16 protein-coding genes are annotated in these 17149 nt (G+C 32.6%); 14 read left to right on the forward strand and 2 right to left on the reverse strand.

What is annotated here, in order from left to right; translation table 11 throughout:
* Positions 1-59: 59 nt before the first annotated feature.
* From rplM to MHB47_RS03850, 3 genes are all read left to right on the forward strand, one after another.
* Positions 60-497 carry a 50S ribosomal protein L13 gene (gene rplM / locus MHB47_RS03840; protein WP_002506991.1) on the forward strand — a complete coding sequence of 146 codons (438 nt, stop codon included), beginning with the start codon at positions 60-62 and terminating at the stop codon, positions 495-497.
* Positions 498-516: 19 nt separating this feature from the next.
* A complete protein-coding gene (gene rpsI, locus MHB47_RS03845) occupies positions 517-909 on the forward strand; it encodes a 30S ribosomal protein S9 (RefSeq protein WP_002506992.1) in 393 nt (130 codons plus the stop codon).
* A gap of 213 nt (positions 910-1122) precedes the next feature.
* A complete protein-coding gene (locus MHB47_RS03850) occupies positions 1123-2001 on the forward strand; it encodes an alpha/beta hydrolase (RefSeq protein ID WP_340755239.1) in 879 nt (292 codons plus the stop codon).
* Positions 2002-2071: 70 nt separating this feature from the next.
* Here MHB47_RS03850 and MHB47_RS03855 read toward each other — a convergent pair whose 3' ends face one another.
* Entirely contained in the window at positions 2072-3070 is a 999-nt protein-coding gene (locus MHB47_RS03855; RefSeq protein ID WP_340755241.1) for an LLM class flavin-dependent oxidoreductase, read from the reverse strand.
* 147 nt (positions 3071-3217) lie between these two features.
* Here MHB47_RS03855 and MHB47_RS03860 point away from each other — a divergent pair, with 147 nt between their 5' ends.
* The 6 genes from MHB47_RS03860 (at position 3218) to MHB47_RS03885 (ending at position 8626) form a co-directional block, all read left to right on the forward strand.
* Positions 3218-4225 carry an NADP-dependent oxidoreductase gene (locus MHB47_RS03860; RefSeq protein ID WP_340755243.1) on the forward strand — a complete coding sequence of 336 codons (1008 nt, stop codon included), beginning with the start codon at positions 3218-3220 and terminating at the stop codon, positions 4223-4225.
* A 21-nt stretch (positions 4226-4246) separates the two neighbouring features.
* Positions 4247-5266: a zinc-binding alcohol dehydrogenase family protein gene (locus MHB47_RS03865; RefSeq protein ID WP_340755245.1), complete on the forward strand. Its 1020-nt coding sequence runs from the start codon at positions 4247-4249 to the stop codon at positions 5264-5266.
* 259 nt (positions 5267-5525) lie between these two features.
* Positions 5526-7136 (forward strand): BCCT family transporter, encoded by a 1611-nt coding sequence (locus tag MHB47_RS03870; protein ID WP_340755247.1) that lies wholly within the window; start codon positions 5526-5528, stop codon positions 7134-7136.
* Positions 7137-7262: 126 nt separating this feature from the next.
* On the forward strand, positions 7263-7799 hold the full coding sequence (gene amaP, locus MHB47_RS03875; protein WP_002506998.1) for an alkaline shock response membrane anchor protein AmaP: 537 nt from the start codon (positions 7263-7265) through the stop codon (positions 7797-7799).
* 12 nt (positions 7800-7811) lie between these two features.
* The gene (locus MHB47_RS03880) at positions 7812-8051 is read left to right on the forward strand and encodes a DUF2273 domain-containing protein (protein WP_002506999.1); all 240 of its coding nucleotides are present in this window, start codon (positions 7812-7814) and stop codon (positions 8049-8051) included.
* 68 nt (positions 8052-8119) lie between these two features.
* Positions 8120-8626 carry an Asp23/Gls24 family envelope stress response protein gene (locus MHB47_RS03885; RefSeq protein WP_002507000.1) on the forward strand — a complete coding sequence of 169 codons (507 nt, stop codon included), beginning with the start codon at positions 8120-8122 and terminating at the stop codon, positions 8624-8626.
* 124 nt (positions 8627-8750) lie between these two features.
* Here the strand turns inward: MHB47_RS03885 and MHB47_RS03890 are convergent, their stop codons facing one another.
* Complete coding sequence (locus MHB47_RS03890; protein ID WP_340755248.1) at positions 8751-10712, reverse strand: IucA/IucC family protein; 1962 nt, start codon at positions 10710-10712, stop codon at positions 8751-8753.
* Between the two features lie 401 nt (positions 10713-11113).
* Between MHB47_RS03890 and MHB47_RS03895 the strand changes: the two genes are divergently transcribed.
* From MHB47_RS03895 to MHB47_RS03915, 5 genes are all read left to right on the forward strand, one after another.
* Positions 11114-12871, forward strand: coding sequence for an IucA/IucC family protein (locus tag MHB47_RS03895; RefSeq protein WP_340755250.1), 1758 nt, complete (start codon positions 11114-11116; stop codon positions 12869-12871).
* Between the two features lie 2 nt (positions 12872-12873).
* Entirely contained in the window at positions 12874-13935 is a 1062-nt protein-coding gene (locus tag MHB47_RS03900) for an alanine/ornithine racemase family PLP-dependent enzyme (RefSeq protein WP_340755252.1), read from the forward strand.
* Between the two features lie 92 nt (positions 13936-14027).
* On the forward strand, positions 14028-15035 hold the full coding sequence (locus MHB47_RS03905) for an ABC transporter substrate-binding protein (protein WP_340755254.1): 1008 nt from the start codon (positions 14028-14030) through the stop codon (positions 15033-15035).
* Positions 15036-15046: 11 nt separating this feature from the next.
* Positions 15047-16081 carry a FecCD family ABC transporter permease gene (locus MHB47_RS03910; protein ID WP_340755255.1) on the forward strand — a complete coding sequence of 345 codons (1035 nt, stop codon included), beginning with the start codon at positions 15047-15049 and terminating at the stop codon, positions 16079-16081.
* Complete coding sequence (locus tag MHB47_RS03915) at positions 16078-17040, forward strand: FecCD family ABC transporter permease (protein ID WP_340755257.1); 963 nt, start codon at positions 16078-16080, stop codon at positions 17038-17040. Before MHB47_RS03910 ends, MHB47_RS03915 begins: the two co-directional genes overlap by 4 nt.
* Positions 17041-17149: the final 109 nt, after the last annotated feature.

Genomic DNA, 17149 nt, shown 5'->3' on the forward strand with positions numbered 1-17149 from the left:
AACTTAAAAGTAATAACTATTAAACAAGAAACATTTATTTATTCTAGGAGGACAATTATATGCGTCAAACATTTATGGCTAATGAATCAAACATTGAGCGCAAATGGTATGTTATTGATGCTGAAGATAAAACACTTGGTCGTTTATCATCAGAGGTAGCAACTATTTTACGCGGTAAAAATAAAGCAACTTATACACCACACGTTGATACAGGTGATTATGTGATTATCATCAACGCTTCAAAAATACATTTTACAGGTAACAAAGAACAAGATAAAATGTATTATCGTCACTCAAACCACCCAGGCGGAATTAAATCAATTTCTGCTGGTGAGTTAAAAGCTAAGAACCCAGAACGTTTACTTGAAAATTCAATTAAAGGTATGCTACCAAGCACGCGTTTAGGCGAAAAACAAGGTAAAAAATTATTTGTATATGGTGGCGCTGAACATCCACACGCTGCACAACAACCAGAAAACTACGAGTTACGTGGTTAATTAAAAGGAGGAAATTACATTGGCACAAGTTGAATATAAAGGCACAGGCCGTCGTAAAAACTCAGTAGCACGTGTACGTTTAGTACCAGGTGAAGGTAATATTACTGTTAACGGCAGCGATGTACGTAGCTACTTACCATTTGAATCATTAATTTTAGATATAAACCAACCGTTTGATGTTACAGAAACTAAAGGTAACTATGATGTTTTAGTTAACGTTCACGGCGGTGGATTTACTGGACAAGCTCAAGCAATCCGTCACGGTATTGCTCGTGCATTATTAGAAGCAGATCCTGAATACAGAGGTTCTTTAAAACGCGCTGGATTACTTACTCGTGATCCTCGTATGAAAGAACGTAAAAAACCAGGTCTTAAAAAAGCTCGTCGTTCACCACAGTTCTCAAAACGTTAATATTACTACTGCAACTGTTGCGAAGTTATTCGCTTCCAGATACAGTATGCAAATTAGTGTAGACAGTTTGTGTTCGATATTAAAAAGCATTTTCCAATATAATTGGAAAGTGCTTTTTTTGTATTACAAAATAAAAATTTATTTTAAAACGTTAAGTATGATAAGATGTTGGGTAATTAAGGAAAATAACTCTATAATATAAGGCGTGATTACATGGAAGATAAAAAGAACTCTTATAATTTCTATACAGTACTACTTATCATTTTGCTCGTTGCCTTATTAAGTGTAGTTATTTTAGTAATTAAATATTATGGAAATAACGAATATCCTGTCAGAAGTGATTCCGAGGAAGCAATACCTACATTTTATCTTCATGGATATAAAGGCTCAGCTGACTCAGGGAATTTTCTAGTAAATTCAGCTATTAAGTCAGGTGCATCAAAAGAGGTTATTCAAGCATATGTTTCATCTGATGGAAAGGTGACATTCGATGGAAATTTAACAAGTAAATCTAAATATCCAATTATTAAAATTAAGTTAGAAGATAATAATAATGAAAATGTAGAAAAAAATGCAAAATGGATAAGAAATGCCATCATTGCCACGAACTATCAATATAACTTTGAAAAATTTAATTTTGTCGCACATTCTATGAGTAATAAATCATTTAGTTACTATATGTTAAATTATGGAGACGATGAACAACTACCTGCTTTAAATAAAGTAGTAAATTTGGCCGGGAACTTTAATGGTGAGGTAGATGTAGATGGCAAAAAATTAAATATTGAATTAGATAAAAAAGGCAAACCTAATAAAATGATGGATGATTATAAGGAATTACGAGCTATGAAACATAAATTTCCTGATGACGTAAATGTGCTAAATATATATGGAGACATTGAAGATGGTACAGACTCAGACGGTAGGGTGACTAATGTATCTTCAAGATCATTAAAATATTTATTAGGTGACAACGTAAAATCATATGATGAATTTAAAGTGCATGGGCCTAATGCAGAGCATGGAAAACTAGCAAATAATAAAAAAGTCCAAGATAAAATAAATGATTTCTTATGGGATAAAGATCTGTAAATTAAAATATCATGCAAAAAAGCAATATATCAGCCGATAGTTAAATGTGGGCGATATATTGCTTTTATTATTATTCTGTTATATTTTCCTTGGCAATTAACTCTAGCAGTGTTTTTCGGTGTGTTTCACCAAAAACGTGTGGTTGAATCATAATTTCGTCAGCATTAAATCTTAAAGCAACATCATTCAGTGCTTTTATAACATGATTAGGTAAACCTGAAATCACTCTATTTTGGTTAGAAATCTTTTTATCTTGTTCACGTGTTGAGAGTTGTCGATGCATTGCAAATTCAATTGAAGGATAAAACTCAGGCTGATCCAAATAACCAATGCGCACTAACCATAAATGAAAGGCATGTTCTAATTGAGCTATTTGTGATTGCTGTTGTGCAGTAATTACAAATGTAGAAATAATAACATAAGATTCACTTTCAGGATGAAATTGTTTAAATAAGTCACGATAATGATTAATAACATTTTCAGTAATTTGGTTAGCTTGACCCATAAGTGCAACTACGAAAGGTAATCCTTTTTCTGCAGCGATTGCAGCACTTTGTTTACTCATGCCTAATATAAACATACTCGGCTTCGTATCGATTAATGGCGTTGCTTGTAACCCTTTAAAACGATGATTATAAGTATTGTCATCATTAAAATAATGCATTAAATCATTAATTTGTGTTTTATAACTTATATCTTTTGTTTTAGCTTCATTTAAAGCATGATTCACATTTTTGAAGCTAGGCGAGTGTCCTGTGCCTAAATCGACGCGTCCAGGGTGACGTGCTTCCATTATTTTAAATTGTTCTGCAATTTTATATGCACTATAATGAGGCAGCATAATACCGCCACTTCCAATATGAATGGAGGATGTTCGTTCTAAGAGTGACATCATAACCATTTCAGGCGCACTAGAGGCTACAGAATGCACTTGATGATGCTCTGCCACCCAATAGCGATAAAAGCCTAATGACTCAGCTAATTGAGCTAATTCAACGGTATGATTTAAAGCCTGTGTCGCGTTGCGGCCTTCAAAAATTGGAACATAATCTAAAATACTTAGTTTCACTTCAATATCTCCTTATTACTATATATCGATTAGTATATGAATTTAACGTAAGCATAACATGACCACATAGAGCTCAATAAGCGATTTGATTGATTGCACCGTTATATCACTATAAAATGAAAGAAAATAGCGAATGGAGGCAATATAATGAATACAGAACAAATCGTATTAGCTAAGAGACCTGAAGGCATTCCTTCAGATGAGATATTTAAATATGAAACTGTTGAAATAGATATGCCGAAAAAAGATGAAATTCAAGTAGAAGCGTTATATATATCAGTAGATCCATATATGCGCGGACGTATGGATGATAGTGATTCTTATATCACACCATTCCAAATTGATGAACCTTTATCAGGGCATGTTGTTGGTAAAGTCATTGCATCAGAAGCAGATGGTTTTGATAAAGGTGACATTGTTACTGGACAATTCCCTTGGCAAAAACTAAGCAATGTCCCAGCAAAGCATGTTATTAAGGTATCTAACACAGATGTTCCACTATATTTATATTTAAGCGTGTTAGGCATGCCTGGTCAAACAGCATATCATGGGCTATTAAAAATTGGACAACCGAAAGAAGGCGAAACAGTTGTTGTATCTGCAGCATCTGGTGCGGTTGGTTCAGTGGTAGGACAAATTGCTAAATTAAAAGGTGCTTATGTTGTAGGTATTGCAGGTGGCCCTGAAAAAACAACATACTTAACAGAAACATTAGGTTTTGATGCGAGTGTGGATTATAAAGCAGATGATTTTTCAGAACAACTTGCTAAAGCAGTACCAAATGGTGTAGATGTGTATTTCGAAAACGTCGGTGGATTGATTGCTGATGAAGTAATGAAACACTTAAATCAATTTGCTCGAATTCCTGTTTGTGGAGCAATTTCTGGTTACAATGATACAACGATTGAACATGGTCCACGTATTCAACCCATCCTCATAAAATCACAAGCATTAATGAAAGGCTTTATTGTGGCAAATTATGCAGATGATTTCGCAAATGCGAGTAAACAACTTGCCCAATGGGTCCAAGAAGATAAAATAAAAACAAAAACGTCAGTCATGAATGGATTTGAACACATACCAGAGGCATTTAGAAACTTATTTACAGGCGATAACTTTGGCAAACAAGTTGTACAGGTGTCAGACAATATCTAAACATTAAAGGAGATATGTAATATGAAAGCAATAGGTGCAGATACTCGTTTTGATCTAGATGAAGGAAATCAGTTCTATGAATTTGAAGTTGAACGACCTGAACCAACGCAATACGAACTTTTAGTACGTGTAAAAGCGATTAGTGTTAATCCTGTAGATACTAAAATAAGACAGTCTCCTGTTGACGAGCCACCACGAGTTCTAGGCTTTGATGCTGTTGGTGTGGTAGAAGCGGTAGGTGAAGAAATTAATCATTTTAAAGTTGGCGACGAAGTATTTTATTCTGGCTCTCCTGCATATCAAGGTTCTAATCAAGAATACCAACTTGTTGATGAGCGTCTTGTCGCTAAAAAACCTAAAAATATAAGTGCTGCTGAAGCTGCAAGTTTACCTTTAACAGGACTCACTGCATCAGAAACATTATTTGATGTATTTAAAATTTCGCATAATCCAGAAGATAATAAAGGTAAGTCTATTTTAATTATCAATGGTGCAGGTGGTGTAGGAAGTATTGCAACGCAAATAGCTAAACATCATGGACTCCATGTTATTACAACCGCTTCACGAGAAGAAACGTATCTTTGGTCTAAGGATATGGGTGCAGATATTGTATTAAATCATAAAAATGATTTAGTTAAAGAGTTTGAAAAATATGAAATAAGCGAAGTTGATTATATTTTCTGTACATTTGATACAGATCAATACTATGAAAAAATGATCGAACTCGTAAAACCAAGAGGGATCATTGCAACCATTGTCGCTTTTAAAAATAAACAAGATTTAAACTTACTCAAACCTAAAAGTATTACATTTACACATGAATATATGTATTCAAGACCGCTACATGAAACTGAAGACATGACTTTACATCGTGACTATTTAACGGACATTTCTGAAAAAATAGAAGCGAATGTATATCAACCAACTTTAAATGAAGTGATAGATGGTTTAACAGCAAATAGTCTGTTCGAAGCACATACGAAACTTGAAAATCAAAACATGATTGGTAAATTAGTAATTCAACTCAATCAAGAATCATAAGTTATAAATATTAAAATCTGTCATGTTAATGTGTTATGAAATTAATATACTAGATAAGCCTTCCAAACAATTACCTTATGGGTGAATAATTGGAAGGCTTTTAAATATGTAAATTTATTATAATTACATATTTAATAAATCTATTTATAGTGTTTAAATAAGATTTTAATAATCCTTAAAAGTGGTTACAAATATGGAATATATTAAGTATGATAGGGTATGTATCTTACATAAAGCAAAGGGAGAGTGTAATTTTGTTATGCATTTTAAAAAAATGACAGCAGTATTTTGGGTGGCATTAGCTATTTGTACAGTATTTGTACTCTATGGCGCAATATTACCGAAACAATTAGAATCAGTCACTCAATCTATTACGAATTTTATAGCAGTTAATTTTGGTTGGTATTATTTATTACTTGTATTAGTCATATTAATTGTATGTGTTTATCTATTATTTTCTAGATATTCATCTATTACATTGGGTGAAGAAGGCGAAGACCCTGAATTTTCATTAAAATCATGGTTCGCAATGTTATTTAGTGCAGGTATGGGTATTGGTTTAGTCTTTTGGACAACTTCTGAACCAATTAGTCATGCATTTACTTTAACCCCATTACATAAAGCAGGCACGCAAACTGCAATTAATGATGCGATGCAATTTTCATTCTTTCATTGGGGTGTGCACGCATGGGCTGTATATGGTATCGTGGGACTCGTTTTTGCGTACTTTAATTTCCATAAAGGTTATCCGGGACTAGTCAGTGCTACGTTAATACCTATTTTAGGCAGTAAAATGATGAAAGGTCCTATCGGTGGGGCGATAGATGTCCTTGCAATTATTGCTACTGTAACAGGTGTTGCTGCAACACTTGGTTTTGGTGCGTTGCAAATCAATGAAGGATTGAATTTCTTATTTGGAATACCCTCTAATTTTGGGAGTCAAGTTATTATCATTATTATAGCAACCTTATTATTTAGTTGGTCAGCTTGGTCAGGTATTGATAAAGGTATTAAGAGCTTAAGTAATATTAACATGGCGTTAGCTTTCCTCGTGTTACTTTTATTGTTCTGTGTAGGACCTACACTAACGATATTAAATACGTTTACCAATTCATTAGGGGATTATATTGCTAATTTCTTTAACATGAGTTTACGTATACCGCAATCGGGTGGAGAAAAATTCCAGTGGTTAAAACAATGGACAATCTTCTATTGGGCTTGGTGGATTTCATGGGCGCCATTTGTTGGAATCTTTATCGCCCGTGTCTCTCGAGGTAGAACGATTAAAGAATTTATATTAGGTGTATTATTTGTACCAGCGCTTGTATGTTTCATATTTTTTGCAGTATTTGGCGCCTCAGCAATTTACTTACAACAAAACGGTATTGCGAATATCGCGAAAGAAGCAACTGAAACAGCGACCTTTGCTACGTTGGAACAATTTCCATTAGGATTTGTATTGAGTATTATCACGCTGATAGTCATTATGATTTTCTTTGTAACATCAGCCGACTCAGCTACGTATGTATTAGGTATGTTGAGTTCTAAAGGTAGTATTAATCCTTCTGGTTTAGTCAAAGTCAGTTGGGGCATTATTTTAGCGTTATTTGCGATGATTATGATTTATACGGGTGGAACGCAATCGATTCAAAACCTGTTAATTATTGCAGCATTACCATTCTCCATTGTCATTATATTAATGATATGGTCACTCTTTAAATCATTAGCAATAGAAAAGCCGAGACCTAGCAATAAGCTACTTGTCACGGATAGTCAGCTTTTACAATATCGTAAAGCAAATCAAGGTGATTCAGAAACAGAAGACGATAAACAAATAGAATCAACTGAAGATCGGAAGAATAATAACTAGAGCAAACTTATTTTGCCATAGAAAATATTTAACAAATACAATAAAAATGTTTCTAAGATTTTTTTAAAGGGTATTAGTCATATATAACAAGTACATAATCTAGAAACATAGGAGGTGGCATACGAGGTGAAGCGACTTAAAAATTTCATATTAGGACTTTTAATTGTAGTAATCGTTGGTGTTTTACTGTTTATGTATATCAAAGACTCTAGAATTACTCAGTATCAAGATTACTTAACACAGTTTAATTGGTTTCAACCAACCTTAATAACTTTAGCAGCGTTACTCATTTTAATTGGCCTGATACTAGTATTCAGCTTGTTTAAACCTACGTATAGAAAACCCGGACTTTACAAAGATTTCAATGATGGTCATATTTATGTATCGAGAAAAGCAATTGAAAAATCAGCATACGATACACTTGTACAATATGATCAAATTCGTCAACCGAACGTGATTGCAAAATTGTATAACAAGAAAAAGAAATCACATATTGCTTTGAAAGCGGATTTCTTTGTACCAGGTGATGTTCAAGTTAAATCATTAACGGAAGAAATTAGAAATGACATTAAGCAGAACGTAGAACACTTTACTGAATTACCAGTATCAAAACTAGAGGTCAACGTTAGAGATCAAAAAACCTCAGGCAAACGTGTGTTGTAAGGGAGGGTTATCATGACTAATAATAATCACCAAAATGGACAAGATTCTACACAAGAAGTTGTTGATTTCTTAAAAGTATTTAAATGGAGAATCATTGGATTCTTAGCATTCTTGATTATCGCAATATTATTCTTAACACTAGGTTTCTGGAGTACAATATTAATCTTAGTATTATGTTTGATTGGAATTGCAATCGGGTATACTAAAGACCGTAAGCAAGACTTTTTAAATTTCTTAAATCGATGGAGTTAGTATTTCCAAAGTTTGAAAATGACTTAAAATTAAATTTTAAAAATTGAGAAGACAAAGGAGATTTTAATATGGCAGTAGATAATAACAAAGCAAAACAAGCATATAATAATCAAACTGGAGTTAATGAACAAGAAGCACAAAAGCAACAAGAACAAGAACAACAAAAACAAGAACCGCAATTTTCAAATAAATTAACATTTTCTGATGAAGTAATTGAGAAAATTGCAGGTATCGCAGCGCGTGAAGTAAGTGGAATTTTAGAAATGAAAGGCGGATTCGTCGATAGTATTTCTAACTCATTCGGAAGCAACGAGAACGTTTCAAGAGGCGTAAGCGTTGAGGTTGGAGAAAAACAAGCAGCTGTTGATTTAAAAGTAATATTAGAATACGGTGAATCAGCACCTAAAATCTTCCGTAAAGTAACAGATTTAGTTAAAGAACAAGTTAAATATATTACTGGTCTTGACGTAGTTGAAGTTAACATGCGCGTTGAAGATGTAATGACTAAAAAAGAATGGTCTCAAAAAAATGAAAAAAGCCAAAACTCAAATAATGAGGAAAAAGGCTTACAATAATTAATTGAGTATCAAACTAAAAACCGCTAAAGTTAATTTGCTTTAGCGGTTTTAAAATGTCGAAAAACCAATTGCTATAAAAGCATTTGGTTTTTTAATATTTAAATAGACTTAATATCATACTTTAATGAGATTCATGATTTCGGTGAAGTGGATTATTCACTTTTATATATGTATAAACATCTGCTTCATCTTCTAGTCTCATCGTGGTTACACATTTATAGTCAATTTCAGACGCGAATAATAATGCTCTAATTTCATCGATTCTTTTAGAATCATCCATAGTATTGGCGATAACATTTAACTTGTTAGCTAATAGATCACTTACGTTTGACCATATGCTTTGTTCTAAATCATCAATAGCACTAGATTTTGCTAAAGTACAGATTAATTCTCCAAGATGGTTTTGAATACTAGAATAAAATACTTTATTAAAAACAGTTTGTGGTTGATTCGTTAAAATTAAGGATTTCTCATGAAAATTTTGGGTTCTATATCCCATGTGATTCAAGTAAGCTTCATCAATGCGTAAACCTTCAAAATCACGGACATATAATTTGTTTAACGAGCCATCACTATTAAATGTAGCGATAGTATTTTGTAAATGTGCTTCAAGAGCGATGCCATATTTAATGTATAAAGGTAGCGTAATATCAATTAGTGCTTGACTATACTGTTCTATCCAAGTGATACATGCTTCTTTATAAGAATCAAAAGCATGTGTTTGTGCATACTTTTTGATAAGTGTATTGATAGGTGTTTCATAGTTATAAACATAGTTGGCAACTAAAGTTGATGGAATCATAGGTGTTGTATTATTATCAATAACATCATAAATATTAGTTCTAAATAACGAACCTAATTGTTCACTTCTTATAGTTTGTATATCATGTGGATCTTCTGTTTTAAAAAAGTGGATGCCAGCAATTTCATCAATCGTATCTCCAGCAATATTATGAAATAGGGTATCGCTATGTTTAATGTCATTCAAAATTTTTGTGACTTGTGGGCCATTAATTGTTGTTTGTTCAGATAAAGTTCTAATTTCACCTGTGATGTGCACATTAGTTGATAGTTTAATGTGGGGTGAAGTTATAGGCAGCTTTGGCATTAGTGTTCTAAACGATAGACCAGCGTGATAATCAAGTTGATAGTGAATTGGAATAATTCGTTTTTCTTTAAGCTCATTGTCATACTGATTTATTAATACTTCATTATATTGCCATGGATGTATGACCATGACATAGTACGTATCAATATGTTCAGAACCAACCTCTTTTAAAACTTCGGAATATAAGCCTTCGAATAAATCATATAGAGTTTCATTGTAATTTTTGGATAATGCTTCAACTTTTGCAATATCTTTATGTATTAAGATAAACTTTAAGCCTATAACATTATTGAACTCAGAAGAATAATTAATTGCAGTTTCAGGTGTCATACCTTTACGTAATTTTGCACCTGGATGTAAGGGATGCCCTTCAACAACTGCTTGTTCGGATCTTAAATAACTATCTTCCGCTTCAATAATTAGTTGACCAAGAGGCAAAGTTTCATCAGCTAATGTAATCATTTGAAAGCTAAGCGAAATAGCCATATTAGCTACGCTATTATTTATATCTTCTCTAAATTGATAACTTGCGTCATTATTAAGTGTTGGTACTTCGGTTAAAATACAACTTAATATCTCATTAGGATGTAAAATTCTTTCAAAATTATGCTTACTTTCAAAATAAAAGGGGCCTTCAACATCAATTCTATCGAATGCATGTAATCCAGTAATAGGTGCATATAAAGTTTTTTGAGCGTGTGGGAAATTTATTTTTAATGTTTGTAATTGGTTAGTTGCTAAGTTTATTGGTGCATCTTGTGTTGTAATGACCTGACTATAATCGCGACTATTAACTAAATTCTCTCTATGTAAAGAAGTGATGAGCCGCTGTGATATTTTATCTCTACTGATTAATAACGCTTTCATAAATGCATCACGCCATTCATAATTGATAGATTCTAAATAGGTTAATGCATATTGTTCATCTTCAGTGAGTTTATTAATTGAATTGTTAAAGTCTATGTTTGTATTCATAAGGCACCTCTTAAAATTATTTTACAAAAGTATAAGGTATTTATATAATCTATATTAAGTACATTGATAATAATTATCAATTATAAAAATAAGTATGGGTTCTATCATAATAGTGTTAATTTGATTGTATGACATATGAAATATAACAGTTTCATCATTTATATTTACCACTTTTCTATGTATTTTAACATCCCAAAGTGAATGGACACCGAATAATTTATTTTTAGTACTGTGTTGATTTGAAAAATAGAGGGAACATAGTGAGTATTAAAATGGAAAAGTAGAAGTAAATTACTTTAAATACAGTAATCATATGCTTTGTAATAGAATTGAATACATTTGTGATTACAGCATTATTCAATATATAATAAATAGATTGAGCAAAATGGAGGCATTGTTGTATGACGGATCGGACATGGCAAACTGCAGATAAAAACGTACAGTATCGTATTTATAATGCGATTATTAAGGAACATATTTTTCCTGATCAAATGATAGTTAATGAGTTTGAAGATTATATTGAATTACAATATCATGGACAACTTTTACAAGTGGATAAAGTACATAAAAGTGATATGGAAAGATATGTATTTAGAGGAAAGATACGTTACATCAAGGGTAACACTATGATGGAAATCGAAACTGTAGAACACTTGCTCGATGTATTGGATAAGCAATTTGATATACCAATGAGTAACAGATTGAGAGAAGAACTCATTTCTAGTAGAGATGGTTTTGCATTGACGTATGACCATTTTTCTCATAGACAAGCATTGATTCATGCAACATTGAAATTTTCGAGAATGCCTGAAACTATTAATTTCTTCGTCTGGTTAAAGCATTTTAAAGATTCAGAAGAAATTAATGATTTAACTTATTCGGAGAGTATCGTTGTAGAAGGGCATCCAACGCATCCCTTGTCTAAAACGAAATTGCCATTAACAAGAAAAGAAGTAAAATTATATGCGCCAGAGTTTGAAAAGATTATTCCATTAAAAGTAATGCTTATTCATAAAGCAGATTGTATTACAACGTCAATGGAAGATGATGAACAATATATTTTAAATCATATTATTCCTGAATATCGTTATAAACTCAAAGCATTTTTAGAACCGTACCAGTTTGAACTGGAGGATTATAGAATAATACTTGTACATCCTTGGCAATATGACAATGTGATTGTGCATCAATTTTCGGAATGGATAAAAGAAGGTCGATTATTACCCACACCATTTGATGTAGCATCTAAAGCAACGTTATCATTTAGAACAATGGCGTTAATCAATAAGCCGTATCATATTAAATTACCAGTAAATATTCAAGCTACGAGTGCCATCCGAACCGTTGCAGCTGTGACGACAGTAGATGGACCTAAACTCAGTTATGAATTACAAGAGATGTTAGAGCTACACCCACAATTACAAGTCGCTTTGGAACCTTATGGTATTCATGTAAATATAGATGACGATACCGCACGTCAATTGGCTTGCATAGTGAGACACAAACCTTATATCGCAGATAACGGAACGACGTTGGTGACAGCTAGTCTAATTAATAAAAATCCAGTTGATAACAAAGTCGTTGTAGATAGTTACTTGGAGTGGATTGGAGAAGGACCTACATCAATCGCCATCAAACAATTTTTGTGTAGTTATGCGAAAACTTTAATTGAACCATTAATTGCATATATACAAGATTACGGTATCGCCTTAGAAGCGCATATGCAAAATACGATTATTAATCTTGGACCGGATTATCAAATGAAATTTATTATTAGAGATCTAGGTGGTTCAAGAATAGATTTAGACACTTTAAAGCTTAAATTACCTCATGTTGATATAACGAATTCAAGTCTGATTGCTGAAAATATTGAAGCGGTTATCGGAAAGTTTCAACATTCAGTAATTCAAAATCAAATTGCAGAACTGATTCATTATTTTTCAAAATATGAAGAAGTAGATGAGCGAGCGTTATTTAAATTAGTTGGGAACATAGTAGATGAAGCGATAGATTCACAAAAAGCTCATGCACAAGTGTTGAAAACAGTTTTGTTTGGACCTACGATTTCAGTCAAAGCATTGTTGCGCATGAGAATGGAAAGTAAAGTGAAACAGTACGTAACTATAAAATTAAAGAACCCATTATATAAAGAGGTGTAAACATGGCACAATTACAGATTAATTTATCTAAAATTAAATATAACGGTCATGTATTAAACGCCTTGTGCAGTCAAAATAATATTTGTTTTACACCTGTAACCAAATGTGTGGCTGGTGATAGCAAAATTATAGAAGTGTTAAAAGACATTGGTATGACACACTTTGCAGATGCCAGAATTGATAATATTACGAAGAGTAAAGATACCAATCTATCTTTTGCAATGATAGGAACTACAAATCAATATGAACTTGAAGATGTAGTGCGTTATACGAATATAAGCATTCAAACTGAGATAGCGACGATTCGACAATTAAATGATCTTGCAGGTAAACAACAAGTGAAGCACCAAATTTTACTCATGGTGGATTGGAAAGATGCTAGGGAAGGTATCTTAACTTATGATGTGATTGACTATATTAAAGAAATAATTCAGATGCATCACCTTAATATTACAGGGTTAGCATTTAACTTTATGTGTTTTCAGTCGAACGCACCTACAGATGAAGATGTGAAAATGATTAATCAATTTGTAAAGTCTATTGAAGAAGTGACCAATATAAAATTTAAAATTATATCAGGTGGAAATTCAAGTTTGTTAACTCAAATGGCTTATAGTGATTTAGGTAAAATTAACGAACTGAGAATAGGCGAAACGCTCTTCAGAGGAATTGAGACCACAACAAATCATCCAATTGCAATGTTATATCAAGATACAATTATTTTAGAAGCAGAAATAGTAGAGATTAAGCCACGTATGAACTATGATACAGGCAAACAATATTTACAAGCCATTATTGATATTGGTAGTTTGGATACGCATGTCGAAGCGATTACACCTATACATCATCAAGTGAAAATATTAGGTGCTACAAGTGATCATGTCATGATTGATTTATTAAATCAGGATTTTTATCAATTAGGAGACAAAATACAATTTAGTCTAGGGTATAAAGCTTTAGCACAAAGCATGTATATGCCTAATTTAACAAAAGCATATACACGTGATGAAGGTGTTGAGCAAGCATGCACTAACATTAAAAATCAAGTGTTTAATTCATTGTAGAAAATTAAAAGTTAATTAAAAATATGTTGACAACGATAATCATTCTCAATAAAATTAGATATGTAAATATACACATCTAAGGAGTGACAACGATGAAGCATAGTTTTAAATTTATGAGTGTGCTTATATTAGCTTTGACAGTAGTATTATTGACCGCTTGTGGAAATGGTAATGATAAAGACACTGGGGAATCTAAAAGGGATAACGCTAATAAAGTTGACGTGATGATTAAACATGATGGCGGTACAACAAAGCTTGATAAAAATCCTGAGCGAGTCGTAGCGTTAGAATTTTCATATGTAGACGCACTTGCAGCTTTAGATATAAAACCAGTGGGTATAGCAGATGATGGTAAAAAGGATAGAATATTAAAACCAATTCGTGAAAAAATCGGTGATTATAAATCAGTTGGTTTACGTAAACAGCCTAACTTAGAAGAAATTAGTAATCAGAAACCAGATTTAATTATAGCTGATACTAATAGACATAAAGGCATACAAAAAGATTTAGAAAAAATTGCGCCGACAATTCTACTGCCAAGTTTTGATAGTGACTATAAAGATAATTTAGATGCGTTTAAAACAATTGCGAAAGCAGTAGGAGAAGAAGATAAAGGAAAAGAAAGATTAAAAGAACATCAAGATTTAATGTCAGAATACAGTAAAGAAATTACTATGGATAAATCTGAGCCAGTGTTAGCTACTGTTATTGCAAAATCAGGATTACTATCTCATCCTGAAAATACTTATGTTGGTGAGCTGCTAAAAGAGCTAGGTTTTAAGAACGCATTAAATAAAACAGAAACAGATAATTTAGCTAAATACTTAAAAGGTCCTTATTTACAATTAAATTCTGAGGTACTTTCAGATATTAATCCAGGACGAATGTTTATCATGGTTGATGAAGGAAAAGACGACCCGAATTTGAAAAAACAAGAACAGGATCCAGTATGGAAAAATCTAGACGCAGTGAAAAATAATAAAGTATCTATTTTTGATCGAAATACTTGGGCACGAGCACGTGGTATTATTTCTTCTGAAGAAATAGCAAAACAACTCGTAGAAGTTTCTAAAACCAAAAATAATGATAAACAACAATAGGGTGATGGTAAATGGCTAAAGTAAAGCGTATTAGTCAAACCAATAGTTCTGAAAGCAAAATACAAAAACGCACAGCACTCATATTCATTGTGAGTGTGGGTGCGCTTTTTGTTATGATGTATTTTAATTTAACGGTTGGTGCTTCACGCATTACAACGAAAGATTTTATAGATTATCTATGGACACACGATCAAACGAAACAAACATTTTTAATTCATAATGTGCGTATGCCTAGAATGATTGCAGCACTATTCATTGGTGCAGCACTTAGCGTGGCTGGATTACTCATGCAAGCTATGACGAGAAACCCTTTGGCATCGCCTCAAATATTTGGCGTTAACTCGGGCGCTTCTTTCGTTATCGTATTTATCACGATGCTTATACCTGCCTTAACACCATTTGCTACAATACTAGCATTTTTTGGCGCGTTTGTAGGTGGTTTAACAGTTTATTTGCTATCAGGATCTACAAAAGGAATAACACCAATTAAGTTAGCATTAGCAGGTATGGCCATTCATTTATTTTTTACAAGTATGACTCAAGGAATTATTCTACTAAACGAACATGCAACTTCCACAGTTATGTTTTGGCTTGTAGGTTCATTATCTACTATCAACTGGACACAAATTTTAGGCATCTTACCTTGGCTTATTATTGCTTTTACTGGAACTATTATGATAGCAAAACAATTAACAATTATGGAGCTAGGTGAACAATTAGCTACATCTTTAGGGCAAAATGTCAAAGTAGTGAGAATTATTATAGCTATTCTTGTTATTTTATTAGCAGGAACTTCTGTTTCAGTAGCGGGCCCTATTGACTTTGTAGGATTAATCGTTCCACATATTGTTAAATATTATATACATACAAATTATAGGGTGATGATTCCTTTAGCGATAATTATTGGTGCAGACTTATTATTGCTATCTGATGTACTCAGTAGATTAATTGCATTTCCATTTGAATCGCCTGTAGGTATTGTTACTTCATTTGTAGGTGCATTATACTTCCTTGCAATTACTGCTAAAGGAGTGGATCGCATATGACTATTAGACTTATATTAAAATATACGATTGTGACGATATTACTTATTATTTTTGCAATTGGATCATTGTCCATAGGTTCAGTATTTATACATCCTGCTGAAGTGGTTAAAAGTTTACTTTCACAAGATAACTTTATTTTAAATGAGTATCGAGTACCACGAATGTGCTTGGCATTGATTGTTGGTAGTAGCTTAGCGATTTCTGGTGCTCTGATACAAGGTGTTGTAAGAAATTCACTTGCATCACCAGATGTTATTGGTATTACAAAAGGTGCGAGTTTATCCGCTGTTACGGTTATAATGCTATTTCCTACAGCGCCTTTATATATTTTGCCATTTAGTTCTTTCTTTGGTGCATTTTGTATTAGTTTGATTTTGACTTTGTTAATATCTAAATTTAATATGAAAGGTTCGAAAATTGCATTAATTGGTTTAGCAATAGGTGCAATTTGTACTACGATTGTTCAATATATGTTAATACGTAATCCGCTAGATGCAAATACTGCATTAGTTTGGCTTACTGGAAGTTTATATGGTCACAACATGTCGAACATAACAGTGATATTACCATGGTTTATCATTACCTTACCGCTTATTTTTTATTACTGTCATCAGTTAGATATTTTAATTCTTGGTGACGATGTAGCGCTGGGACTAGGGGCAAAAATTAAAAAGATTAAAATGATTTTATTATTTTTAGCAGTAGCTTTAGCAGGCGCTTCAATTTCACTCGTCGGGGGATTAAGTTTTCTTGGACTGATTGCACCGCATATAGCGCGACGAATAGTTGGCCATAAACATATCCACATCATCATTATGTCAGGTTTGATTGGTGCACTTATACTGTCAATTAGTGATGGCCTTGCAAGAGGTATTCATCCACCTATCGATATTCCTGTCGGTGTAATCGTTGCTATTGTCGGCGTTCCATACTTTTTATTTTTAATAAGAAAAATATAATTCAAAAATAAATTGCAAAAGTAAGCGTTTTCATATAAAGTGTAATTGACCCTAAATAATATTAGAGTCAATCATTTTATTTATACATATACAAGAAGACAATAAAAAC

Source organism: Staphylococcus sp. FSL K6-3157, assembly GCF_038005145.1.
GTDB classification, from domain to species: domain Bacteria; phylum Bacillota; class Bacilli; order Staphylococcales; family Staphylococcaceae; genus Staphylococcus; species Staphylococcus equorum.

Coding starts and splice junctions, on each gene's coding strand:
- rplM (WP_002506991.1), top strand. CDS start 60: ATGCGTCAAACATTTATGGCTAATGAATCAAACATTGAGCGCAAATGG.
- MHB47_RS03850 (WP_340755239.1), top strand. CDS start 1,123: ATGGAAGATAAAAAGAACTCTTATAATTTCTATACAGTACTACTTATC.
- MHB47_RS03860 (WP_340755243.1), top strand. CDS start 3,218: ATGAATACAGAACAAATCGTATTAGCTAAGAGACCTGAAGGCATTCCT.
- MHB47_RS03865 (WP_340755245.1), top strand. CDS start 4,247: ATGAAAGCAATAGGTGCAGATACTCGTTTTGATCTAGATGAAGGAAAT.
- MHB47_RS03870 (WP_340755247.1), top strand. CDS start 5,526: ATGCATTTTAAAAAAATGACAGCAGTATTTTGGGTGGCATTAGCTATT.
- MHB47_RS03880 (WP_002506999.1), top strand. CDS start 7,812: ATGACTAATAATAATCACCAAAATGGACAAGATTCTACACAAGAAGTT.
- MHB47_RS03885 (WP_002507000.1), top strand. CDS start 8,120: ATGGCAGTAGATAATAACAAAGCAAAACAAGCATATAATAATCAAACT.
- MHB47_RS03890 (WP_340755248.1), bottom strand. CDS start 10,712: ATGAATACAAACATAGACTTTAACAATTCAATTAATAAACTCACTGAA.
- MHB47_RS03895 (WP_340755250.1), top strand. CDS start 11,114: ATGACGGATCGGACATGGCAAACTGCAGATAAAAACGTACAGTATCGT.
- MHB47_RS03900 (WP_340755252.1), top strand. CDS start 12,874: ATGGCACAATTACAGATTAATTTATCTAAAATTAAATATAACGGTCAT.
- MHB47_RS03905 (WP_340755254.1), top strand. CDS start 14,028: ATGAAGCATAGTTTTAAATTTATGAGTGTGCTTATATTAGCTTTGACA.
- MHB47_RS03910 (WP_340755255.1), top strand. CDS start 15,047: ATGGCTAAAGTAAAGCGTATTAGTCAAACCAATAGTTCTGAAAGCAAA.
- MHB47_RS03915 (WP_340755257.1), top strand. CDS start 16,078: ATGACTATTAGACTTATATTAAAATATACGATTGTGACGATATTACTT.